The organism is Bacteroides sp. BFG-606, from assembly GCF_024788145.1.
GTDB lineage: Bacteria > Bacteroidota > Bacteroidia > Bacteroidales > Bacteroidaceae > Bacteroides > Bacteroides vicugnae.
Genome location: NZ_JANUIL010000001.1, coordinates 2414872 through 2441652 on the forward strand (window position 1 = coordinate 2414872; position 26781 = coordinate 2441652).

Annotated in this window: 13 protein-coding genes and 2 pseudogenes; all 15 read left to right on the forward strand. The window is 42.8% G+C overall.

Annotated features, from left to right (window positions below; translation table 11 throughout):
* The first annotated feature begins 329 nt into the window (after nucleotides 1–329).
* The 15 genes and pseudogenes from NXV01_RS08695 to NXV01_RS08770 all read left to right on the forward strand — a co-directional run bounded on the left by NXV01_RS08695 (nucleotide 330) and on the right by NXV01_RS08770 (nucleotide 26774).
* A complete protein-coding gene (locus NXV01_RS08695) occupies nucleotides 330–3335 on the forward strand; it encodes a TonB-dependent receptor (protein WP_259022194.1) in 3006 nt (1001 codons plus the stop codon).
* A 24-nt stretch (nucleotides 3336–3359) separates the two neighbouring features.
* Nucleotides 3360–4985, forward strand: coding sequence for a RagB/SusD family nutrient uptake outer membrane protein (locus NXV01_RS08700; protein ID WP_259022195.1), 1626 nt, complete (start codon nucleotides 3360–3362; stop codon nucleotides 4983–4985).
* Between the two features lie 202 nt (nucleotides 4986–5187).
* Nucleotides 5188–5751 (forward strand): L-threonylcarbamoyladenylate synthase, encoded by a 564-nt coding sequence (locus NXV01_RS08705; RefSeq protein WP_004297304.1) that lies wholly within the window; start codon nucleotides 5188–5190, stop codon nucleotides 5749–5751.
* Nucleotides 5752–7545, forward strand: coding sequence for a chloride channel protein (locus tag NXV01_RS08710; protein WP_074636713.1), 1794 nt, complete (start codon nucleotides 5752–5754; stop codon nucleotides 7543–7545).
* Nucleotides 7546–7670: 125 nt separating this feature from the next.
* Nucleotides 7671–8642, forward strand: a complete 972-nt coding sequence (gene fmt, locus NXV01_RS08715) for a methionyl-tRNA formyltransferase (protein ID WP_258981933.1) — start codon at nucleotides 7671–7673, stop codon at nucleotides 8640–8642.
* A 99-nt stretch (nucleotides 8643–8741) separates the two neighbouring features.
* The gene (rpe, locus tag NXV01_RS08720; protein WP_148366500.1) at nucleotides 8742–9392 is read left to right on the forward strand and encodes a ribulose-phosphate 3-epimerase; all 651 of its coding nucleotides are present in this window, start codon (nucleotides 8742–8744) and stop codon (nucleotides 9390–9392) included.
* An 8-nt stretch (nucleotides 9393–9400) separates the two neighbouring features.
* Nucleotides 9401–11495: pseudogene (locus NXV01_RS08725) on the forward strand (ComEC/Rec2 family competence protein).
* A gap of 46 nt (nucleotides 11496–11541) precedes the next feature.
* On the forward strand, nucleotides 11542–12579 hold the full coding sequence (locus tag NXV01_RS08730) for a bifunctional oligoribonuclease/PAP phosphatase NrnA (protein WP_004311034.1): 1038 nt from the start codon (nucleotides 11542–11544) through the stop codon (nucleotides 12577–12579).
* Between the two features lie 118 nt (nucleotides 12580–12697).
* Nucleotides 12698–13390 carry a DUF4827 domain-containing protein gene (locus tag NXV01_RS08735; RefSeq protein ID WP_148366498.1) on the forward strand — a complete coding sequence of 231 codons (693 nt, stop codon included), beginning with the start codon at nucleotides 12698–12700 and terminating at the stop codon, nucleotides 13388–13390.
* A 43-nt stretch (nucleotides 13391–13433) separates the two neighbouring features.
* The gene (gene glmM / locus NXV01_RS08740; protein WP_259022196.1) at nucleotides 13434–14825 is read left to right on the forward strand and encodes a phosphoglucosamine mutase; all 1392 of its coding nucleotides are present in this window, start codon (nucleotides 13434–13436) and stop codon (nucleotides 14823–14825) included.
* A 1156-nt stretch (nucleotides 14826–15981) separates the two neighbouring features.
* Nucleotides 15982–19953: a two-component regulator propeller domain-containing protein gene (locus NXV01_RS08745; RefSeq protein WP_195648598.1), complete on the forward strand. Its 3972-nt coding sequence runs from the start codon at nucleotides 15982–15984 to the stop codon at nucleotides 19951–19953.
* Nucleotides 19954–20262: 309 nt separating this feature from the next.
* Nucleotides 20263–23413 (forward strand): annotated as a pseudogene (locus NXV01_RS08755) (SusC/RagA family TonB-linked outer membrane protein).
* A 20-nt stretch (nucleotides 23414–23433) separates the two neighbouring features.
* Nucleotides 23434–23739: a hypothetical protein gene (locus NXV01_RS08760; RefSeq protein WP_259022199.1), complete on the forward strand. Its 306-nt coding sequence runs from the start codon at nucleotides 23434–23436 to the stop codon at nucleotides 23737–23739.
* The gene (locus NXV01_RS08765) at nucleotides 23699–25378 is read left to right on the forward strand and encodes a RagB/SusD family nutrient uptake outer membrane protein (RefSeq protein WP_259022200.1); all 1680 of its coding nucleotides are present in this window, start codon (nucleotides 23699–23701) and stop codon (nucleotides 25376–25378) included. The genes NXV01_RS08760 and NXV01_RS08765 overlap by 41 nt, the downstream gene beginning before the upstream one ends.
* A gap of 31 nt (nucleotides 25379–25409) precedes the next feature.
* Entirely contained in the window at nucleotides 25410–26774 is a 1365-nt protein-coding gene (locus NXV01_RS08770) for a hypothetical protein (RefSeq protein WP_258979468.1), read from the forward strand.
* The last annotated feature ends 7 nt before the right edge of the window (nucleotides 26775–26781 follow it).

A 26781-nucleotide genomic window follows, 5' to 3' on the forward strand; every position in this document is an offset into this window, starting at 1 on the left:
AATCAGAAGGATGGAAAGGGACTTTTAAATACGGATTATTCTTAACTTATTATCTTGTGGAATATATCCACATTTTTGTGGAATTTTTGCACAGGATCGTGCTTGAAACTTAATCTGGCTATTAATGCTTTTTTTCTTTATTACAAATTATTTATGTGTTTGAAAATGAATGATATGTTCTCTTTGATTAAACTCGATAAGTCTCGATGTATCAGTCTTTTGTTATGCTTTTGGCACATAAATTGCCTAATATTGATGGTAATCTATCCTAATAACTATTCTAATTTTAGAACAATAATGGAAGTAATAATGAAAAACAAATGGCTATTATGCATTTTTTAATGCAGTTTCTGCCTTTCGGATTATTCGCGCAGGTTGCTCCTCCTCTTGAAGAACAGAAGACAGAAATACAGGAAGCCCCGGAAAATAACAATGAAGTTACGATAAACAGCGATACTACCACCGACGGGGATGCTGGAAAGACAATCAAAGGAGTGATTAACGATGAACAAGGAGAGACAATCATTGGTGCTTCCGTCATTATCAAAGGCGAAGATACCGGAACTACCAGTGATATGGATGGTAGGTTTACTCTCGAAGCTCCGGAAGGAGCGATTTTAGTGATCTCTTACATCGGCTATCATACGCAGGAAGTAAAAGTCAGAAAGAGATCTCTTCTTCGTGTTGTGTTGAAAGAAGACAATCAGTTGTTGGATGAAGTGGTAGTGGTAGGATACGGAACCGTCAAGAAGAGTGACCTTACGGGTGCTGTGTCCGGTGTATCCAACAGACAATACAAAAATCAACCTGTACAACGGGTTGAAAATATACTCCAGGGTCGTACTCCCGGTGTAGAAGTCACTGCTACGAGTGGTATGCCCGGAGCAAGTATGAAGGTGCGCGTTCGTGGAACTACCTCTATTAATAAAAGCAGTGATCCTTTATATGTGATTGACGGTATCATCTCTTCCAGTGGCTTGGACGGTATTAACCCTTCTGATATCCAGTCGATGGAAATACTGAAAGACGCTTCCTCCACTGCCATTTACGGTTCCCGTGGTTCGAATGGCGTTATCCTGATAACCACCAAACAGGGTAGTGAGGGAAAAGCACAGGTAACGTTCGATGCATCGGTAGGGCTTTCGACTGTCAGAAAACAGTATGACCTGCTGAACGCTTACGAATATGCAACTGCACTGAATGACATTCGCGGATCGTCTACTATCTCCGCCGAAGATCTTGAGGCTTATAAAAATGGAACGAAAGGAATTAACTGGACTGATCTTCTGACTCGTACAGGTATCACCCAGGATTATCGGCTCGCCATATCCGGAGGAAATGAAAAAGTGAAATACCTTATTTCGGGAAATGTGCTCGATCAGGAAGCCATCACCATCATGTCCGATTATAAACGCTATGGAATTCGGGCAAACATCGACTCGGAAGTGAAACCCTGGTTGACAATCTCTGCAAAATTAAACGCATCCAGTCTTCACAAACACAATGAAGGTGGGGCGAACTGGTTGCATGTCACTAACTTTTCGCCTACCATGGAGCTGAAAGATCCCGAAACCGGCGTGTACAATACAGACCCGTATAATATGATCGGTTCCAGCCCTTACGGTGAAATGATAGTGAACAATAGCGATAGCTATAGCTATAATTTAAACGCCAACCTGACATTGCTGTTTAAGATCATGAAAGGACTGACGCTTTCCGTTCAGGGAGGTTATGACTACGATAATAGTCCTTCTTATTCTTTCCGGTCGAAACTGGATTCACCGGGTGCTATCAATAGCGCAAGCAATACCAACGCATTGCATAACTATTGGCAGAATACTAACAATCTGACCTGGCAAAAGCAATTCGGAGATCATAGCTTCACTGCCATGGGTGTATGGGAAATAAGTCGTTCGTGGGACTCACAACTAAAGGGAACCGGTTCCAATCTGAACAATGAAAGTGTTGGGTACTGGAATCTTGGCAATGCTGCTATCAGAGATGCGAGCAATTCATACACGGAATTTTCTTTGGCTTCCGGTATCGTGCGTGCTAATTACGATTATAAGAAACGATATTTTATTACTGCTGCATTAAGAGCTGACGGTTCTTCTAAATTTCAGGGAGACAACAAATGGGGATATTTCCCTTCCGCAGTTGTGGCTTGGGATATTGCACAAGAATCTTTCATGAGCAACCAGCATGTGCTCGATCAGTTGAAACTGCGTGCCAGCTTTGGTGTCACCGGAAATCAGGATATTGCTGCTTACAGCACATTGGGTATGTTGTCGGGAGCATCTTACGGCTGGGGAACTTCCACTTCCTCTACAGGATATTGGGGATATCAGTTTGCTACACCCGGCATTACCTGGGAAAAGACTTACCAATATGATTTGGGATTGGATATGAGTATCGGAGGCTTTAATATTACAGTGGACTGGTTCAAGAAACAAACGAAAGATCTGCTCTTTCAGAAACAGGTGCCTAAATATAACGGAGGTGGTACTTATTGGGTGAATCAAGGAAAACTGAACAATACCGGAGTCGAATTATCCCTTACCACTTTCCCTGTAAAGGGAGCTGTGACATGGGAAACCAGCCTGAATGCTTCTTATGTGAAGAATGAAGTAGCAGACCTCGCAGGAGATGACTTTGTACTCACTGCTAACTATAGCGATTTGGGAGGTCCTCTGCAGATTATGAAGCCCGGTTATCCTATGGGATCTTTCTATGTCTATCAATGGAAAGGATTCGATGATAAAGGCGCTAATCTTTATCAGAAAGCAGATGGTAGTCTGACAACGAATCCGACTTCCGATGATTTGGTTGTGAAAGGACAGGCAAGTCCCAAATGGACAGTAGGTTGGAACAACACTGTTACTTGGAAAAACTGGACGCTGAATGTATTTTTCAATGCTGCCACCGGATATGACCGGTTGAATATCAGCCGTTTTATGGCGGCATCCATGACTGGTGTTTCTCGTTTCGTAACCTTGCGTGATGCCTACTTCAAAGGATGGGATCATGTTGCCAACAAAGCGGACGCTCTTTATCCGAGCCTTACCAATACCGACAACAAGAGTTATGCTAATTCGGATTTCTGGCTTGAAGATGCTTCTTTTATCAAGTTGAAGAATATCAGCCTCTCGTACCGCATTCCTCGCCGTGTACTGAAGTTTGCAAGTGTACAACTGTCTGTCAGCGCACAGGATCTCTTTACAATCACCCGCTACAAAGGAATGGATCCTGAAGTGTACACCAGTTATGACGGACTGGATTACGGTGCTTATCCGATTCCTCGGACAATCACCTTTGGAGCCAAATTCAGATTTTAAACCGTGTATTAAGACAATAACCGTATGAAAACAGCATATACCTTTATAATGAAAGCCTTGCCTGTGCTTCTGGCAGCTTTGTGTTGGACTTCGTGTAGTGATTTTCTGGAAGAAGATCCGAAAGGGCAGTTACCTTCGGATACCTATTTCAGTAATAAAGAAGACTTGGACGCTTCGCTGACGGCTCTCTATTCCGTGATCGCAAGTTCACAGGCTAGTAATAATCTTTGTGGAACGAACTTCCTGGTGGGAGATGATATCTCCACTCATCCTTCCAGTAATAAACAACCTCTTCGTGAACACGACCAGTTTGATGTGAAAGACAATAACTCGTGGTTGTCCAGTATGTGGGAGCAGCGTTTCAAAGTCATCAAGGCTGCCAATTTTATCATAAATAATGCGGAGCGTACGCCGGAGGTATCAAAAGACGATATAAAAGTGGCTATTGCACAAGCACATTATTGGAGGGCCTACTCTTATTTTTATCTGGTGACCACTTGGGGACGGGTTCCCATCATGCTGAAAGAAGAAATAGATTATAATGCTCCGTTGAAGACGGAAGAAGAAGTGTACGAATTGATTCTGTCTGACCTGAAAATAGCAGAAACCGATTGCCCCGTACTGTACACGAAGGAACCGTATGGCAGAAATGGAATGAACATTGCTGTAAGTGAGGGAGCCGTAAAAGCAACGATGGCTTATGTCTATATGTGTATGGCAGGATGGCCGCTTAATAAAGGAGTAGAATATTACAAGCTGGCTGCCGCCAAAGCCAAAGAAGTGATAGACGGTGCAGATGGTGGTAGCTACTATTATAAACTGCTGCCGGAATATAGCCAGGTATATTCATGGGAATACAATAATAAGAATACGGAACTTCTGTTGGGTATCTATTATAATAGGGATGCAGCAGGACAATCCGCTCCCTTGACCGATTTCCTGCAAGATATGAAACAGGCCGGTTGGGGAGATACGAATGGAGAAATTAATTTCTGGATGAACTTCCCCGAAGGTCCTCGTAAAGATGCTACGTATTTCCCGAAAATCATGCTTAGCGACGGGAAACTATATGATTGGTGGTATGATACCGATCCTGCTTCCCGCGAAGTAGTGGCGCCTGTCTTTATGAAGACCGTGGAAGGTGCTGTACGCGGAACTGAATTTGATTATACAAATCCTGCCGTAGTCAATGCATCGGGGGAGAAAACATTCCAGTTATTACGTCTTTCGCAAGTATATTGCTGGTATGCCGAAGCAACAGGCCGTGCAGGAGAAATCAATGAACAGGCGGTTAAAGTGTTGAACGAAGTGCGCAACAGGGCAGACGGTGAAAAAACAAATAGATATACGACGGATATGTCTCCTGATGAACTGGCGGAAGCAGCCTACAATGAACATGGTTGGGAAATGGCCGGTTATTATTGGGGCGGTATTGCGAGCAGAGCCAGGGATATGTTCAGAATGTACCGGTATAAGGATCATTTTGAATTCCGTAAGAAAAATGAGCCTATTGAAGTGGCGCCCGGAGTTTTCAGGAAAGAAGCAGTAGCAGTCACCGGAACTTGGGATGACAGTAAGATGTATGTTCCTTATCCCTATGAAGATGTGATTTTGAACCCGAATCTGGATAATAGTTGGAAGAATAGATAGCGTTAGGGGCTGATTTTTTGAATGATCTGTTTTTTATAGAACGATGTAGGTTATCTCTTAATTTACATCGTTCTTTCTTTTTTGTATGGTTTGTTGTGTCAATCTATATTTTTGAGGGACTTAAAAACGTCGGGATAGATTTCACTAAATGGAATAAAAGTGTTATTTTTGCGTCTTGTTCTTAACGGAAATTAATCAAGAAATGATAGAAGATATTAAAAAAGCCTGTCAGGTGATGAATGAAGGAGGAGTGATCCTTTATCCCACCGATACCGTATGGGGTATAGGCTGTGATGCGACTAATGAAGAGGCTGTACGCCGCGTGTATGAGATTAAGAAACGCGCTGACAGCAAGGCTATGCTGGTCTTGGTAGACTCTCCGGTTAAAGTAGATTTTTATGTACAGGATGTGCCTGATGTTGCATGGGATTTGATTGAAGTTGCCGACAAGCCGTTGACGATTATTTATTCCGGAGCACGTAACTTAGCATCGAATTTGCTGGCCGAGGATGGCAGTGTAGGGATTCGAGTGACGAATGAAGACTTTTCCAGACGACTCTGTCAGCAGTTCCGTAAAGCAATCGTTTCTACTTCGGCTAATGTCAGCGGGCAGCCGGGTGCGGCTAATTTTAGTGAAATCAGTGATGAAATCAAATCGGCGGTAGATTATATCGTTGGCTTTCGCCAGGACGATATGAGCCGGCCGAGACCCTCAAGTATTATTAAGTTGGAAAAAGGTGGAGTGATAAAGATAATTCGCGAATAAATGAAAGGAGAAAAACTTAGTTTATTACAGCGTTGCATCAAATGGCGGGAAGCGAATATAAAGGAGAAGCAATTTATCCTGATATTAAGTTTTCTTGTTGGGATCTTTACAGCGTTTGCCGCATTAATATTGAAATTCTTTATCCATCAGATACAGAATTTTCTGACCGATAACTTCAGTGCGACGCAGGCCAACTACCTGTATTTGGTATATCCGGTAGTCGGAATCTTTTTGGCAGGCTGGTTTGTGCGCAATATAGTCAAGGACGACATCAGTCATGGAGTCACCAAGATTCTATATGCCATTTCCCGCAGGCAGGGACGTATCAAACGACATAATATTTGGTCATCTACTATCGCCAGTGCTATTACTATTGGATTTGGAGGATCGGTCGGGGCGGAGGCGCCGATTGTACTGACTGGTTCAGCTATCGGTTCCAATTTGGGTAGCGTCTTCAAGATGGAACACCGCACGCTGATGCTGCTCGTAGGATGTGGAGCGGCAGGTGCCATTGCCGGTATTTTCAAAGCTCCGATTGCCGGACTCGTGTTTACATTGGAAGTCCTGATGATTGACCTGACTATGTCTTCTTTGCTTCCGCTGCTGATTTCTGCAGTGACCGCAGCTACCGTATCTTATATCACTACCGGTACGGAAGCTATGTTTAAGTTTCATCTTGATCAGGCATTCGAACTGGAACGTATTCCTTTCGTTATCTTGTTGGGAATCTTTTGCGGACTGATTTCGCTATACTTTACGCGTGCCATGAATTCGGTGGAAGGCGTCTTTGGTAAACTTAATAACCCTTATAAGAAATTGGCTTTCGGTGGTGTGATGTTGAGTGTGCTGATTTTCCTTTTTCCGCCTCTTTATGGTGAAGGATATGATACGATTGATCTTTTGCTGAATGGAACGTCTGCGGCAGAGTGGGATACGGTCATGAACAATTCTATGTTTTATGGTTATGGTAATCTGCTGCTGGTTTATCTGGTGCTGATAATTTTGTTGAAAGTATTTGCCTCCAGTGCAACGAACGGTGGTGGCGGTTGTGGTGGAATCTTTGCACCTTCGCTTTATTTGGGGTGTATTGCAGGGTTTGTTTTCTCTCATTTTAGCAATGATTTTGCTTTCTCTGCTTATTTGCCGGAGAAGAATTTCGCGTTGATGGGAATGGCGGGAGTGATGAGTGGCGTTATGCACGCTCCTTTGACAGGGGTGTTTCTGATAGCCGAACTGACTGGTGGATATGATTTATTCCTTCCGTTGATGATTGTATCCGTAAGTTCATATCTGACCATTATTGCTTTCGAGCCTCATAGTATCTATTCGATGCGTCTGGCCAAGAAGGGACAGTTGCTTACACACCATAAGGATAAAGCCGTGTTGACGTTGATGAAAATGGAAAATGTGGTGGAGAAAGATTTCGTTGTCGTACATCCGGAAATGGATTTGGGCGAATTAGTGAAAGCAATAGCTGCTTCCCATCGAAATGTGTTCCCGGTGACAGATAAGAAAACGGGTGAATTGCTGGGAATTGTACTTCTCGACGACATTCGTAACATCATGTTCCGACAAGAACTTTATCATCGTTTCACTGTTAATAAATTAATGACATCTGCCCCTGCCAAGATATTCGATACGGATGGAATGGAACAGGTGATGCAGACATTTGATGATACGAAAGCCTGGAATCTTCCGGTAGTGGATGAAGAAGGGCGATACCAGGGATTTGTCTCTAAATCGAAGATATTTAATTCATACCGGCAAGTATTGGTACATTTCTCTGAAGACTAACAACCGTAAGGGATAATTTATTAGGCACGGATTACACAGATTACGCTGTTGTTTTATGTAGACCTAATTCAGGAAACCGTGAAATCCGTGTAATCCGTGCCTAAGTAGCGATAACATATTGAATGATGAAAAAAGAAGATTTAAGAATAGTATATATGGGGACTCCCGATTTTGCGGTAGAGGCCCTGCGTCAATTAGTAGAAGGCGGTTATAATGTAGTGGGTGTGATTACAATGCCCGATAAGCCTGCCGGACGAGGACATAAGATTCAGTATTCTCCTGTAAAGCAATATGCGCTTGAACAAAATTTGCCGTTACTTCAACCGGAAAGGTTGAAAGATGAAGCTTTTGTAGAAGCATTGCGTGAATGGAAGGCGGACTTACAGATTGTAGTTGCTTTTCGTATGTTGCCGGAAGTGGTATGGAATATGCCACGACTGGGTACGTTCAATCTTCATGCTTCTTTGCTTCCTCAATACCGTGGAGCTGCCCCCATTAATTGGGCAGTAATCAATGGTGATACGGAAACCGGAATTACTACTTTCTTTTTGAAACACGAGATAGACACCGGAGAAGTCATTCAGCAAGTGCGTGTGCCTATCGCAGATACGGATAATGTGGAAGTGGTACATGATAAGTTGATGGTGCTGGGAGGAAAACTGGTTCTTGAAACGGTAGACGCTATATTGAATGGAACGGTAAAACCGATTCCTCAAGAAGAAATGGCGGTTGTCGGTGAACTTCGTCCTGCTCCGAAGATCTTTAAAGAAACCTGCCGGATTGACTGGAATCAGTCGGTGAAGAAGATATACGATTTTATCCGTGGATTATCACCTTATCCTGCTGCCTGGAGTGAACTGATTACTTCTGAAAAAGGAGCACCAGTGGCCGTGAAGATCTTTGAAAGTGAGAAGATTTATGAATCACATCAATTAGCTATAGGAACAATTGTGACCGATGGGAAGAAATTCATGAAAGTAGCTGTACCGGATGGATTTGTATCTATTCTTTCTTTACAGCTTCCCGGTAAAAAACGTTTGAAAATAGATGAATTGCTTCGTGGATATCACTTGGAAGATGGTTGTCTGATGAAGTAATTAATCGGATAAACAGATTAAAACGAGCAAGCCATTAGATTATAAATAGAATAAAACCGTCCCGAATAAGAGACGGCTAGAACTTAAAATAGAAGAATTATGAAACCGATTATCGCTCCTTCCATTCTTTCTGCCGATTTTGGATATTTGGCAAAGGATATTGAAATGGTAAACCGCAGTGAAGCGGAGTGGGTACATATTGATATTATGGACGGAGTATTTGTTCCGAACATTTCATTTGGCTTTCCGGTACTGAAATATGTAGCGAAGTTAAGCCGGAAACCGTTGGATGTGCATTTGATGATTGTGAATCCGGAAAAGTTTATTCCGGAGGTAAAAGCGTTGGGCGCTCATACGATGAATGTGCATTATGAAGCTTGCCCGCATCTGCATCGGGTGATTCAACAAATCAGAGAAGCCGGGATGCAGCCTGCTGTAACTATCAATCCGGCCACTCCTGTAGCTCTTTTACAAGATATTATCCGAGATGTATATATGGTGCTTATCATGAGCGTGAATCCGGGATTTGGAGGACAGAAGTTTATCGAACATTCAGTAGAAAAAGTTCGTGAGCTGCGTGCCCTGATTGAACGGACAGGTTCGAAAGCGCTGATTGAAGTAGACGGTGGGGTAAATCTGGAAACAGGTGCCCGTTTGGTTGAGGCGGGAGCCGATGCGTTAGTGGCGGGTAATGCTGTCTTTGCGGCACCGGATCCGGAAGCGATGATTCGTCAGTTGCACGAACTGTAACTCATCTGTTGAGTACTTTTTACATCCATCGATATCCCTATATACGCCTGATTATCCCTTGGATAACAGGCGTTTTTTGTGGAGATCATTTTTTTGACCGTTCATGGGAACCTTTTGGGAGTGTTCTAGCTCTTGGACTTTGTATTGCTTTATTGTTTGTTCTTTATTTCCTGAAACGCCATTCATTGCGATGGTGCTTTGGATTAGCTGTCTCTATCCTTTGTTTTATAGGAGGGTGGCTTGGAATAACTTGGCAATTACAGCACGCTGTCTACTCTTTTCCGGAAGAAGAAACAGTGTATCGGGTTTTAATAACGGATGCACCTCAGGTGAAAGAACATACCTACCTCTGCCAGACATTATTAAAGGGACGTCGTGATACTGCCGGCACATATCCGATAGAACGTGCTGCAATCCTTTATCTACAGCAAGATTCGGCCGTCACCCGATTAAAAAGTGGAGATGAACTGCTGGTTTCTGCCCGTATTTCTCCTCCTCTCAACAATCGGAACTTTGATGAATTTGATTATGCCCGCTTCCTGATGCGGAAAGGAATCAGCGGAATAGGATATGTTGCATCCGGGAAATGGACAAAACAGGACGGAATGAATAACCTTGATCTCAAAAGTATAGCCGGTTCTTGTCGAAGAAAGATGATTTCACTTTATCGGGAACTAGGATTTTCCGGCGATGAACTGGCTGTACTTTCAGCACTGACCATAGGAGACAAAACGGAATTAAGTGATTCGGTTCGTGAGAGTTATTCGGTAGCCGGAGCAAGTCATATTTTAGCTTTATCCGGTTTGCATATCGGGCTTTTATATACATTGCTCTTCTTCATTCTGAAACCTGTTGCCCGAAGAGGAAATATAGGTAGAGCTATACGTTCTGTTCTTCTTCTTATCCTATTATGGGCTTTTGCCTTTTTCACAGGACTTTCCCCTTCGGTAGTACGCTCGGTCAGTATGTGTTCGATTTTAGCAATGGCAGATATGGTTGGTCGCCAACCGCTATCTTTAAATACATTGGCGGCAGCTGCATGGTTGATGCTATTCTGTAATCCGGCATGGTTGTTTGATGTTGGTTTCCAGCTCTCTTTCCTTGCTGTTGCTTCCATCCTATTGATTCAAAAGCCAGTTTATCACCTGATTACGGTGAAAGGTAGAATAGGGAAATATATTTGGGGACTGATAAGTGTGTCTGTTGCTGCACAAATAGGAACGGCTCCGCTTGTCATGTTTTATTTCTCCCGGTTCCCTGTACATTTTCTATTGACGAACTTGGTTGTTATTCCATTCATTACGATTATCCTGTATGCTGCTGTCATTATGCTTCTTCTGACTCCTCTTTCGTGGCTTCAGACCGTAGTGGCCGAAGGTGTTAAGAAACTATTGGAAGGACTTAATTTCTTCGTCCGATGGGTGGAACAGCTTCCTTACGCTTCTATAGATGGAATCTGGCTTTATCAGTCAGAAATATTGGGTATCTATATCGTTGGCTCTTTGTTAACCTATTATTTTATGAACCGTCGATACCGGAATTTATTGATTTGTCTTTTTTTCTATCTTATTACTGGGGACTTATCATGCAACAATCTATTGGCTAGATCGTCCTCGGACGAGCCTGGTCTTTTATAATGTGCGCGGTTGCCCAGCAGTACATTGCATTGAGAGCGATGGACGTTCCTGGATAAACTATGTAGATACTATCCCCCATGAAAAACATTTGAAACGCATGGCTGCTAACTATTGGAAGCATCATCACCTTCTGCCTCCCCAAAAAATAACTGCCGATTGCCGGTATATGGAACTAAACCGTCAGCAGCAGATTATATCCTATCATGGCTGTCATATTTGTGTAATAAATGATAACCATTGGCGGAACAAAACTACCGTTTCTCCGTTATATATTCAGTATCTTTACTTATGCAAAGGATATGACGGACATATGGAAGAGCTCACTCGAATCTTTTCTTTCTCTTACGTCATATTGGACGCATCTCTCTCGGAATACCGCAAACACCTCCTTGAAAGCGAATGCAAGCAATCCGGTCTGCGGTTTATCTCGCTATCCGACGAAGGTTCTGTCCGCTTTTTGCTCTAAGTACAAAGATTTATCGTACATTTGCACCTTGATAAAGTATAAGAGTATGTTGACGAAAGTAATTGAACAAGCCAAAATAGACCATTTCACCAAATGGTTTGAACGAGCTGACAAAATAGTAATTGTATCTCATGTTTCCCCTGACGGTGACGCTATCGGTTCTTCACTGGGATTATATCATTTCCTGGATTCACAGGAAAAAACAGTAAACGTAATTGTGCCGAATGCTTTTCCCGATTTTTTGCGGTGGATGCCGGGCAGTAAGGATATTCTGTTGTATGACCGTTACAAAGACTTTGCAGATAAATTGATTGCCGAAGCAGATGTCATTTGTTGCCTCGATTTCAATGCACTGAAGCGTATTGACGATATGGCAGACGCTGTGGCTGCTTCTCCGGCACGTAAAATAATGATCGATCATCATTTGTATCCCGAAGATTTCTGTAAGATAGTAATGTCTTATCCTAAAATATCTTCTACTTCCGAACTGATATTCCGTCTCATCTGCCGTATGGGATATTTCAGTGATATCTCTAAGGAAGGCGCTGAATGTATCTACACAGGAATGATGACAGATACCGGTGGGTTCACCTATAACTCGAACAACCGGGAGATATATTTTATCATTAGCGAACTCCTTTCTAAAGGAATCGATAAAGATGATATTTATCGTAAGGTGTACAACACCTATTCGGAGAGTCGTTTACGTTTGATGGGCTATGTATTGTCGAACATGACTGTGTATTCGGATTATAATTCGGCACTAATCACCCTGACGAAAGCAGAGCAAAGTAAATTCAACTACATAAAAGGCGATAGTGAGGGCTTTGTTAATATCCCCCTTTCCATTAAAAATGTCTGCTTCTCTTGCTTCTTGAGGGAAGATACAGAGAAACCGATGATTAAAATATCTCTTCGTTCGGTAGGAACCTTCCCATGCAATCAGCTAGCTGCCGAATTCTTCCATGGAGGAGGGCACTTGAATGCTTCGGGCGGTGAATTTTTCGGAACGATGGAAGAGGCAAAAGCGGTCTTTGAGAAAGCGCTTGAGAAATATAAACCTTTACTAACAGCGAAAAGCTAAAGATGGAAGGTTAAAAGTGAATATGGAAAGGTTAAAAGATACGAACTTTCAACTTCCCTCTTTCAACTTTTAATGATTTTGAGATACATTTGTGCAGAATATAGCTAAATAACAGATAATGAAGAAACTTGTATTTTTATTTCTCTCTTTGTTAACCGCCGGAAGTCTGTTTCAGGCATGCGACAATTCGAAGACTTATGCAGAAATGCTGGAAGACGAGAAAAATGCGGTGAATAAGTTCATCAAAGATAATGATATCCGTGTCATTTCATTGGAAGAGTTTGAACGGGATACTATTACAGCTTCTAAAGAAGCAGGGAATGGATATGACGAATATGTTGCTTTCTCCAATGGCGTATATATGCAGATCGTAGATCGTGGAGGAAAAGAGGATAAGGATGGAGTTGAAGTTATTAATGAGGTAGATACTTTTGCTAACAATAACATCATTTGTGCTCGTTATGTGGAAAAGGATATGATGACAGGAGAAGTTACTTGTTTCAATGTACCTTTAGAAGAATGGATGGATGTTCCTGATTATTATAAGTTTCCATTAACATTCCGTTATGTACAAAACGCATCTACTGTTTATGGAATCGTTTTATCTGGTAGTTTGGACTACGATTTATTATGGGTTAATCAAGGTTATGGAACTGCGATTCCATCCGGATGGTTGATTGCCTTACCTTATTTGCGTAATAATGCACATGTACGCCTGATTGTACCTTCTAAGATGGGACATACACTTGCACAGCAATATGTCAATCCATATTTTTATGATATTTGGAAGTTTGAGAAAGCAAAAAGCTAAAGCACTAACATTTAGATAAATCAAATCTTTAAGTAGAGAACTTATGACTCTAATCAAATCTATCTCTGGAATCCGCGGAACTATCGGCGGAGGAGCGGGGGAAGGACTGAACCCGCTTGACATTGTAAAATTCACCTCGGCTTATGCTACTTTGATTCGTAAGACCTGCAAAGCGAAGAGCAACAAGATTGTTGTTGGACGCGATGCCCGCATTTCGGGTGAGATGGTAAAAAACGTAGTAGTCGGCACATTGATGGGAATGGGCTGGGATGTAGTAGACATTGATCTTGCTTCTACCCCGACCACAGAACTTGCTGTAACAATGGAAGGCGCTTGTGGTGGTATTATCCTGACAGCTTCTCATAACCCGAAACAGTGGAACGCACTGAAATTGCTGAATGAACATGGTGAATTTCTGAATGCAGCCGAAGGCAACGAAGTACTTCGTATTGCTGAAGCTGAAGAATTTGACTATGCCGATGTTGACCATCTGGGATCTTACCGCAAAGACCTGACTTATAATCAGAAACATATCGACAGTGTATTGGCTCTCGACCTGGTAGATGTAGAAGCTATCAAGAAAGCCAACTTCCGGGTAGCGATTGACTGTGTGAACTCTGTAGGCGGTATCATTCTCCCTGAACTTCTTGAACGTTTGGGGGTGAAACATGTAGAAAAACTCTACTGTGAACCTACCGGAAACTTCCAACACAACCCAGAACCGCTTGAAAAGAACCTCGGCGACATCATGAACCTGATGAAAGGGGGCAAAGCAGATATAGCATTCGTTGTAGACCCAGACGTTGACCGTTTGGCAATGATCTGCGAAAATGGTGTAATGTACGGTGAGGAATATACACTGGTTACTGTGGCTGATTATGTACTGAAACATACTCCGGGGAATACAGTTTCTAATTTGAGTTCTACCCGTGCCCTGCGTGATGTAACCCGTAAATATGGTATGGAATACAGTGCTTCTGCTGTAGGCGAAGTAAACGTTGTAACGAAGATGAAAGCAACCAATGCCGTTATCGGTGGTGAAGGAAATGGTGGAGTAATCTATCCTGCCAGCCATTATGGCCGTGATGCATTGGTAGGTATTGCTTTATTCCTTAGCCATCTGGCTCATGAAGGAAAGAAAGTTAGCGAGCTTCGTGCCACTTATCCTCCTTACTTCATAGCTAAGAACCGTGTCGATCTGACTCCGGAAATCGATGTAGATGCTATCCTTGCAAAAGTAAAGGAAATCTATAAGAACGAAGAAATCAACGATATCGACGGTGTGAAGATTGACTTTGCCGACAAATGGGTACATTTGCGTAAGAGTAATACAGAACCGATCATCCGCGTATATAGCGAGGCTTCTACAATGGAGGCAGCCGAAGAAATCGGTCAGAAGATAATGGATGTGATTAATGAATTAGCCAAGAAATAACGATTCATTAACATCATCGGAAAAATAATAAAGGGAGAGCTTCACTATCAAGCTCTCCCTTTGTTTATTCTGTTTATCTATTTGACAGGCAATTGCTGGCTCTGTTTAATTTTGAGGGGATATGTTTCAGAACAACTATCCTCAAAACGGTTCGTTTTGGTTATGAATCAAAATTGCGGTAGTTTGATCCTTTTAAAAAAACGCTTTTGACCTTCACAAGTATCACAGACTCGTAAGTTGTAGTGTGACAGATGTTTGCTGTGATTTAAGGTTCTCTTTTTAATTCTTCACATCCTTCACACTGCGTTCCCTACCTCTTGGGAAAGGAGCCTTAGTTAAAACAAAAGCTTAGGTGTTTCCTTCATATGGAAGGACATAAGAAGACCAATATGCTTGAATAATGGATTGAAATAGTCAACATAGATATTGGCCGACTATAGTTGACTATCTAGTCAACTATAGTCGTCTAAGTAGCCAACTGTACTTGACCAAGTAGCCGACTACAGTTGTCCATTAATAAAATATCAAAATTGTCATATAGAGCCGACATTATGTAGTATTAAACCATATACTCCATTTACGGTTACGGTTTGATTTGGTTTCGTACCGGAATGAATCTATTTTAAGAATGTGATTGTCCTGAATCAAATCCCCCCAAGTTTTCAAATTGCTCTCCCAATTGCTTTCTCGTTTCCGGTAACCGTGTTTGTAAAGCAAGAAGACTTTTGCCGCTCCGTCAATGAACCACTACACAGTGCTTCTGGTCTGACACCGTTTTTTTGTTTTACCACTTTTCTGCTTCCAACCTTTTGGGCGGAATGAAAGGAGTATGCTGTTGTAGATTACTTTTCTGCTTCATTTTGGTATTATTTATATTAATTCACTATATTTGCTCTGAATTATCTGATAAATGAAAGCTTGCTTCCTTTATTTCGGTGGTATAATTAGAGATTACATTGAAATACAAAAGATTATGTTTTTGGAGGCAGTTTGCCAATGGATAGTGAGCATATTTAACAAGTAGTTACTTGAACTGTTCGAACGTAAAGATGAGAAGATTATGGAATTGGACCGTCGTATCGGACGGTTGGAATATAAGATCGAATTACTACTCCGGAAGGAGGGGGAAAACGATCTGTAATATAAAGAAAGTACGATGAAAACACACCTGATTTTATTTCTTATAACACTGGCTGCTTCATTGACTGTCCGTGCTGATAAAGGGAATGAAACCTATTTTTTCCGGACCGTGAATTATCAGCAAGGACTCTCCAATAGTGCCGTATTAAGTATTTTCCAAGATAACGAAGGATTGATGTGGTTTGGAACGTATGACGGTGCGAATTGTTATGACGGAGAAAATATGGAAGTATTCCGCTCCGACTTTTCCGAGCAGAAAACATTGAACAACAATATTGTGCACTCTATTCAACAGGCGGATAGCAGTTGCCTGTGGATGACCACGCATTCGGGAGCCAACCGTTTTTCAAAAGACTCCCGACAGATTATTAGCAATTACGATTTCGGAGGAGACTTTGTCATTCATTCCAATCAGAAAGGGAATACCTGGGTGTTGGGCTACGGATGGATTTCTTATTATAATACGTTTCACCATCGTTTTGTTAACATTCCGATGCCGGACATCCATATGCTGAAAGTCGATGTTAGGGCGTTTGTCACTGATGAAGGCGATTTGTATCTTTTCCCCTATGAAAGCGGTGACCTGTATCGCTTTTCGTTGAATGCTTTTGATCAGGATACTCTGTCCACCCGGCTTACCACCATTCCTTCCCATTTTCATCAGAAGCGGATAGAATATGTATGCTACCAGAATGGCGTATTTTGCTTTTATGACTCCGACTACGATCTTTTCGTGTACGATATTTCAAGAAAGTCTAAGATTTATATCCGGAATATTGGTGAGTTGGTTCGGAAGTATGGGCTTATCACCGGCATTGTGCCTTTCTATGAAGACATCATTTTAGCTTTTCATACCAATGGACTGATGCGTTTGCGTCTTTCCCAGCGATATGCGGAAGAAGTGATTGACCGGAATATGCGGATTTTCGGCATCTATAATGATCCCCGGCAAGGAGTTTTGTGGGTGGGAACCGACGGGCAGGGAGCGGTGATGTATTCGCGGAAATACGCTATTGCTACCAATCTGATGTTGAGCAGCTTCTCTCCCAATTTGACTCGGCAGGTAAGGGCAATCATGACGGATAAACAGGGTGGCCTTTGGGTAGGAACCAAGGGAAACGGCCTGCTTCATGTGAAAAATTATCGTGACGGAGTGCGGGCATCCGATGTGGAGGTCTATTCGCTGAATGGGAAACAGCCTGCGGTATCTTACGTGAGACCGGAACGGGAGTTGCGAATCTATGCTATGCGGGAGAGCAGTTATAGAAACGGATTCTGGGTGGGAGCCGCTTCTCCGGGCTTGTGCTATTATTCATTCGATAACGGACAACTTCATCCTTTGGTGGGAACTGATTCCGGAGTTCCGGTAGAGGGCGGTAATGAAGTACATTCCATCGTCGAAGAGAATGACAGTGTACTCTATCTTGCCACTTCGGGTGAAGGGCTTTGTAAGGTGGTGCTCGACAGCGGGCATGGACCGCTCCGGATAAAGTCATTGAAACATTATAAATTCTACTATGAGCAACAGGAGCTTAATCTCTATTATAGTATGGTGCCCCAAGGAGATTCCTTGTTGTGGCTGGGCAGTCAGCAGAGGGGATTGGTGCGTTTCAACCGGAAGACGGAAGAATATCAGGTCTTCTCTTTGAGCGAGATGTTGCACAAATCCGTGGATGATGTACTGTGTTTGCATTGGCGTCGTGGAGAGTTGTGGGTAGGCACTACTGCCGGTTTGGTGCGTGTCACTTTCAAGGAGAACAGGTTGGAAACCGTCCATATCGGGCGTAAGCAAGGATTGCTCAACGATATGATACACAGTATTTTGGAAGATGCCAACGGACTTCTCTGGCTGGGGACGAACCGCGGTCTTATCAAATTCAATCCGGACAATTTCTTTTCGCACGCTTATTATTATAGTGGCGGCATACAAATCGGAGAATTTAGCGACGATGCCTATTATCGCTGTCCTTACACTGGAAATCTTTTTTTCGGAGGAATCGACGGGCTGCTCTATATGAACAAGAATGTACCTTCCGCTCCAGAATATTACCCGGAGGTTTTATTGCGTAAGTTGGTGATTGAGAAAACATTCGTTAACTTACAGGACCACTATTTGCCGGACAGGAAAGGGTTGCAGATGAAAGGGGCGAAGGTGTCTTTTTCTCTTTCTTTTGTCGTGCCGGATTATACAAGTGACGGAGATGTGGAATACTCTTATATGCTCGAAGGGTATGATCAGGATTGGGGGGCATTCAGTAGTGTCAACGAGGCCTCTTATTTTAGTGTGCCTTCGGGCAATTATCTTTTTAAAGTCCGTTATAAGAAAGATGTATTTGCTACGGAATACAAGACGTTCACTATTCCTGTATATATTCTTCCTCCCTGGTATCGGACGGTTTATGCGTATATCATCTATCTGTTGATCGGACTTATGCTGGCGGTATATGTCATTCATTTATTCCACAAATATTTCCGTCATGAACGTATGATGCAGGAACTGCTGGAAACCGAACGCCGTAACGCTTCACTGGTGGTAGACGGTTACAAAGAACGCGAGGTACTTGATAACTGTACGCTCATTTACCAAGCCTGTGACCAACTGAATGACAAGACGCTTTCGTTGGATCAGTATGCTGATAAAGTCGGGCAGATCCGTGAGGCCGTCATGGCTTTGCTCTTCGGGTGCGGTATTGGCGACGAGTGTTTCCGGTTGTTGTCGTCCCTGCAATTCTTTGTTACGGGGCGACCGCCTCTTTCACAGTTGGCGGAAGAAGTGCTCCGGGTACTTGAAAAGGAAGGTCGTGATATTTCCTCTATCCATTTGGATATTCCGGCGGATTTCACTTTCCCTGTTTATAAGAATGCGTTGCGCTGCATCCTTTATTTCAGCGGTCTCTACCTATTGGACAGGAACACCTGTGAAGTGTCGGTTAGTATGAAAGAGGAAGAAAACAGGATGACGCTGACTTTCTTTTCTTCGGATGATACGGTGGAGGGACTGCATAAGATATTGACCGAGCAGGAATCATTGCCGGTGAAAGGGAAAGATTCGGACGACCGGTTCCGCATCCGGACGATGCAACGTTTTGTGTTTTCAGCGTTGAGACAGCAGAACTGTACACTTTGTTGTGTGACGGAGGAAATATCGGGTGGGCGCCGGCTGGCAATCACTTTCGAACCGGTTACTATCGCCCCGCAGGATGAGACGAAGAAAACTGTTTTGTTGCTGGAAGACCGTGAAGAGATTGTATGGCTTATCAGTGCCCTGCTCTCTGATGAATATGACGTTCGTCCGGTGCGAAGCGTACAGCTGGCGTTTGATGAGATGCATACTTCGGCTCCTGCTTTATTTTTGGTAGATATGCAGATGTATACGGATGCTGAAAGCACGTTTATGAAATACGTAGCCAAGAATCGTTCGCTGCTTTCAAAGACTGCCTTTATTCCAATGTTGACTTGGAAGGTTAGTACGGCAATGCAGCGGGAGTTGATCCAGTGGGCAGACTCTTATCTGGTTCTTCCTTATGACATACCGTTCTTAAAAGAGACTATTCAGAAGGTGATCTACGGTAAGCGGGAAGCTAAGCAAGTGTATCTGGAAGAGTTGGAAGGCTGGACGAACTCCATTGTATGCACTACTACCGAGCAGGCGGATTTCGTCCGGAAGTTTTTGCAGGTGGTTGAGCGGAATTTGGATCGGGAGGATTTGGGTTCTACCTTTATCGCGGAACAGATGTTGATGAGTTCCCGTCAGTTCTGCCGGAAATTAAAGGAAATATCCGGAATGACTCCAAGTGATTTGATTAAAGATTACCGGATGGAAAAAGCTGCCCGTTTATTGCAGAATAGAGATTTGTCTATACAGGATGTTATTTCTGATGTCGGTATTTCCAGCCGCGCTTATTTCTATAAAGAGTTTACGCGTAAGTTTGGTGTGACTCCGAAGGTTTACAGGGAGACTTATCTGAATAAAGAGGAACAAATTTGATATTGTTTAAACATACTAATATCTGCAATTGAACATATTGGTGTGTGTAATAGCATATCCTGTGCTGAACTATGCTGTTTTTTTTGATACTAGGGGCTGTACTCTCTTTTTCTGAATTAATTGTGCACTTCGTTGATTATTAGTGTTTTGTTTAGTACTCTGAATGACATAATGTACTTCAAACGGACATTTTTTCCTTTCTTTAGTATTTGGCGTGCAGGAGTATTTCATTTCTTTTTAAATCCTGTTATTTTGCCGCCATGCAATTATTGCATTTGATAACCTTATTATTAATTTAAAACAAGTAGTATGAATTTGTTTGAAATGAAAAAACATCGCATCAGGTCTTTGTGGTTGCTGCTATTGTTGTTCACGTATAGTGTAACAATGCAGGCGCAGGGCAGTTCGGTCACAGGACGTATTTCGGATGAAAAAGGAGAAATGCTCATTGGAGTTAGTGTACAGGAAAAAGGGACGACGAACGGTACCATTACCGACACGAATGGTCAGTACACTTTAAAATTGTCAACAGGAAATCCTATTTTGGTTATCTCTTATATAGGATATAAACCACAGGAGGTTAAAGTTGGCAAACAGAAAGTGGTGGATATTGTTTTGGTAGAAGATGTATCGTCGCTGGATGAGGTGGTAGTGGTAGGTTACGGTAATCAGCGTAAGGTATCTGTTGTTGGCGCACAGTCTTCATTAGACGCTTCAGCTATCAAAATGCCTGCTGCCAAATTATCTTCAGCTATTTCCGGACGTATTGCCGGTGTAGTTGCTGTGCAACGTAGTGGTGAACCGGGACATGACGAGTCGGATATTTGGATTCGTGGTATTTCTACATTGGTTAAAAATGGGCAAAGTTCTAGTCCGTTGGTACTTGTGGACGGTGTGGAGCGTAGCTTCAATAATATTGATCCGGAAGATATTGAATCATTTACTGTGTTGAAAGATGCTTCTGCTACTGCCGTGTATGGTGTGCGTGGTGCTAATGGTGTGGTAATTGTAAAGACAAAACCCGGACGCATCAGTAAACCGACATTTAGCGTGGATTATTATGAAAGCCTCACCCGCATGACTAAAAAGGTGGATATGGCCGATGCTTATACTTACATGGAAGCACGCAACGAAGCGCAAATGAATAAGAATAATACCATTGCTTATTCTCAAGCGTATATCGATGCTACGAAAAAAATCGAACGGCTTGCTACCGAATGATAATCCTCGTTTGTATAATCCGTATCTGTATCCGGCCGTAGATTGGGCAAACGAATTGTTTAACGATTGGGGCCACAATCGCCGTGCCAACATTAATATTCGTGGTGGTGCACCGAAGGCAAGCTATTATGCTTCATTGAGCTATTATGGCGAAAACGGTATGACACGTAACTTCAAGCTGGAGAATTATAATACGTCAATGAAGTATGAACGATACAACTTTACTTCAAACTTAAATTTGAAGCCTACAACAAAGACGGCTATTGACTTAGGATTTTTCGGCTATTTGGGACAAGGACACTATCCACAAAGCAGCGCTGCATCCTTATATGCCTCTTGTATGGATGTCAATCCGGTTATTTATCCGATGGTATTGCCCAATGGAATGATTCCGGGCATCAATACGCAACAGAAATTCAATCCTTATGGTAAGTTGGCTCGTGGAGGTTATTATGATGAATTCAGCACTCAGTTGAACTCAAATGTACGTGTAAAACAGGATTTGGACTTCTGGAAATGGAGCAAAGGACTTTCTGCTTCTGCAATGATAGCATTCGATACCTATAATTCCCGCCGCAGAAACTACAACCGTAGCGAACCAATGTATAAGTTTAAAGGAGCTACAGACGAAAATGGGCTTTGGATTGAAGATACCTTATTTGATGAAGAAACAGGGGAATATTTGTACGATGTATTGGGTGAAGCAGACGGAATCTTGACGCTTGACACTCCTACTCATTCGAGCAACCGCACCGTTTATACGGAGGCTTCTTTAAATTATGAACGCGATTTCGGTGCACATCGTGTAAGTGCTTTGTTGCTTTACAACCAGAAAATATACTGGGATTTAAATGCTTCCGATGTCATTGGCGGTATGGCTTACAAGCAGCGTGGTTTTGCCGGACGTGCTACTTATTCTTGGAATGACCGTTACTTTGCAGAATTCAATTTAGGTATTAATGGTTCGGAAAACTTCACTCCTGGTAATCGCTACGGTACTTTTCCCGCATTCGGTTTGGGGTGGGCAGTTTCTAATGAGCCATTTTGGGAATCGTTACGCAAATATATATCATTCTTGAAATTCCGTTATACACATGGTTGGGTAGGTAGTGATACAGCTACAGGACGTCGTTTTATGTATCAAGGTGTATTTGGAGGTTTACGTGGCACTTGGTTTGGTACCTCGCATAATGGTGCTAGCGGTTATGGCGAAGAAAAGTATGGTGTGAATGTCACTTGGTCTAAATCATGTAAGCAGGATTTGGGTATCGATCTGAAATTACTAAACGACAACCTTTCATTTGTAATTGACTTCTTTAAAGAACGTAGAGATAATATATTCTTACAGAGAAGTACTGTGCCAAGCTATGCCGGATGGATTGAGAATCCTTACGCCAACTTGGGTGTTGTAGAGAATAAGGGTGTTGAAATTGCGATGGACTATACGCAGAAGATTGGTAAAAACACCTTCCTTACCGTGCGTGGTAATATGACTTTCAACAAAGATAAAATTATAGAAAACGATCAGCCGCCTGTAGACTATCCATGGATGGAAACCCGTGGGACAAACGTGAACGCTATTTGGGGATACATTGCTGACGGACTGTTTACTAGCCAGGATGAGATTGATGACCACGCTACCCAGTTCGGTACGCTTCACGTGGGTGATGTTAAATATCGTGACTTGAATGACGATGGTGTGATTGACGATTACGATAAAACGGTAATTGGTCGTGGAGATGTACCGAGAATTTATTATGGATTCGGAGCAGATCTGCAAGTTGGAAACTTCTCTATCAGCGCTTTGTTCCAGGGAAATGCACAAGCTGACCGCTATTTGGACGGCATTTCTATAAAACCGTTCTGGGACGATGAAGGACGCGACAACGTATTTGCTAACATCACCGATCGTTGGAGAGCAGACAATCCTACCAATCAAGACGTGTTCTATCCTCGTTTGTCAGTCGGTAGCGACGGCAACAACAATAACGTGAAGCCAAGTTCATGGTGGGTGAAAGATGTCAGTTTCTTGCGTTTGAAACAAGTAAACATTTCATATACATTGCCTAAGAAGTGGACAGATCCGCTACTGATTAAGAACGCACAGATCTATCTGATGGGAACCAATCTGCTCACGTTCTCTAAGTTCAAATTGTGGGATCCGGAATTGAATACATCTAACGGTACGGCTTATCCTAACGTATCGAGCTATTCAATAGGTCTTAAGTTTAATTTTTAACCAAGTCTAAAAAGAAAAGTATGAAAACAGAAATAAGAAAATATGTTGCAGCAGCTTTGATTTGCTTGGGGATGTCGTCATGCAGCGATTTCTTTGAGTCTATTCCGGGCAAGCAGTTTGGATTGGAAGAGACGTTTGCTTCGAAACAACGCACAGAGCAATATCTGAATAATGTATACAGCTATATCCGTGAGGTGGGTGATGTGCTCCATGTGGACGCAAACATGAACGGAACTATCTTCACCGAAGCATCATTGGAAGGAGCCAACCGTTGGAACAAGACGTATGCGGAATGGACAACGGGGGGGGGCAACTGCTTCGTATAGCCAGGCTAACCGCTACTTCACAGACTACTATCAAGCTATAGCCAAAGCAAGTACCTTCATTCAGAACGTAGACAAATGCCAGGAAGTAGGTGCTTCCGTACGTGGACGTTGGAAAGAAGAGGCGCGTGTGCTACGTGCTTACTATTACTTCGAGTTGTTTCGCATTTACGGTCCCATACCTTTGATTGGCGAAGATCCGATACCTTTGGATGCTTCAAAGGAAGAACTGATTAAGGTGCGCAACTCGGTAGACGAATGTGTAGAGTTTATCGCTAACGAATTGCAAAAGGCTATTGATTCAGGCGACTTGCCGAACAGAGTTTCCAAGAACAATTTGGGACGTATGGACGTAGGGATCTGCAAGGCTTTGAAAGCTAAGTTATATCTCTATTGGGCAAGCCCGCTGTTTAATGGAAACACAGATATGGCATCTGTCAAAAACTTAGATGGCAAACAGCTTTTCCCACAAACGGAAGACCTCACTAAGTGGAATAAAGCCAACGAAGCTTATAAAGAGTTCTTTAGCTTTGCTACTTCGCAGAATTATGGGCTGACAAAAGTATATACGGATGGTAAGCTCGACCCCTACAAGTCCTGTCGTGCTATTGCTGCTTTCTACACGAAGAACTATGATGTCATCTTCAACGAACTGATTATGGTCAAATTACGCGACCAATGGGACTACACTTATTGGACCTGTCCTAAGTTCTCCGGTTTCGAAGACACTAGTGTGAGCGGTGGTGGAGGCTATTATACTACACAAGAAACAGTGGATATGTTCTTTACGAAGAATGGACTGACAATAGACCGTGATCCCTCTTATAACAAGTTCGAAGGAGTACCTTCTGCTGGTAACTTTACTTCCGGACAGTATTATGACGAGAATGATACTGAATTGAAATATTTCGATGCAGACAATTCTTATGTATTGAAACAGTGGAAAGACCGTGAGGCACGTTTCTATGTAAATGTCACTTACAACGGTTCTATCTGGCTGAACTATGGTAGTCAAAACGAAGAACATCGTACCGACTTTACAAATGGTGCACGCGGAACCTGCGGTAAATCGAAAGCTTCCGGTGACTGTCCTGACTCTGGCTATCTAATCCGTAAAGGAGCAAAAGCTACGGAAGATGACGGTTCTAAAATGTTCTCTCCCACGCTTCGTGTGGCTGATATGATTTTAGGATATGCTGAAACACTCTGTATGTGTGACGACTTGGAAGGCGCACTATTGCAACTGAACCAGATTCGTGAGCGTGCCGGTATCCCCGAATACTCATTCACTAATGAGGGCGGAAAAGTGTTTTGTCCGAAGACAAAGAATGACTTGCTCAATCGTATCCGTCGCGAACGTATTGTGGAATTGGTGTTCGAGTGGAACCGCTTTTTCGACGTTCGCCGTTGGAAAGTGGCCGAAGGCAACAATGATCCCGATCACTGGATTTACCCCGAATATCACAAAGGTGGCGAGGGTGGCAATGTGTACGGTATGAATATGGATAAGGATTATCCAGACTTCTTTGCACGTACCTTGCTCGAAAACCGTGCTAACTTCTCAAAGAAACAATACTTCATGCCGATTCCTTATGATGACATCCGTCGTATTCCCGAATTGGTACAGAACTTAGGTTGGTAAATTTTATTGTTAAACACATTTTTAAGAAGTAATGAATACAAAATATTGGAAAAATATGGCATTGGGTCTTTTGGTGTCGTTGGTCGTGAGCGGCTGCTATGGCGAGGAAGACGGATATCAGATTCCCGACATTTATAAAGGAAGCTGGGAAAGCCCGAAAAATGGAGCTACGGTAGTAGGTTATGCACCTGCTCCGATTTCCGAGGCAAAGTATGATGCTTATCTGAACGAACTTTACATCACTTGGGACGGTGGCAACGATGCGTGGGAGAAGAAAAACGAGTATGTGGGAGCCGAAGTAGAGTTTGCTTCCTTGCTCACTGAAACGAAAGTGAAACGCGTGATGATTTCCAACATAGGCGATTTCGGTAACCTGACTGTGAAGAGAGACAACGGACTGCCGAATGCTACGCTGAACTTGAGTCGTTTCCGTACAGTAGTGGTTACTACCAAACATGGTGCACGTGATTGCCGTTTCCGCTCTATTTACGTAGACGAAGCAGGAAACAAACAATACAGCGACTGGACAAGCTTGAGTGAACACCTTGCCAATGCAGAGATGACGCTGAACATGGACTATATGGCTTGGAAAGAGTTTCGAGAGCGTCAGAGCAATCCGCTGAAAATACATTTTGAAAGTAACTCGGATTTACGTACAGTAGAATGGCTGTACAACAGATATAGTGGCGCAGACGCAACGCAGGAAGAGTTCCGTAAATGGTATTATATGGACTGTGCTACCATGTCGTTCGAGCCTCACAACATTGCTTGTGACCCTTACGAAAATTTGACTTTCATGATTAAGAAAGAACAGACTGGAGGTGCTTATGCCTTCGATTATCCGAACCACAACGAAGGACGTGGTATTGTTTACCCGGCATCAGAAAGCAATATGGGAAGTGATGCCTGGTGGTTATTGCCCGATATGCAGGCAGTAGTGATGCACGAAATGGGTCATTGCGTAGAATGGATGCCCCACAAAGGACATTATGAGAAGAAGGGGGAAGACTGCGACAAACAGGGATATCAGGAAGGATGGCCGGATGCAGTGAAAATCTCCAACGGCGGATTCTTCGGACTTGCCACGGAAGGTCAGATTAATGAATATAAAGCTGCGATTGAAAAACCGTATAAAGATCCACAGGATAACAAGGTTTATGTTTGGCAGATTGATTATAACACCTCTGGTGCTTTCATGAGCTGGTTGCGGATTTATAACGGTGACTTTGTGCGCATGTTGCCGTGGACTGTAAAAATGGATGCACTGACTAACGACTGGAGTTTGGAGTATGCAGTGAAATATATCCTGAAAGAAAGCTATCCTGACATGTCTATGGAAGACTTATGGAATGAATATGTAGCTGAAGTAAAGAAATTCTTGAACAATCATCAATAAACATAAA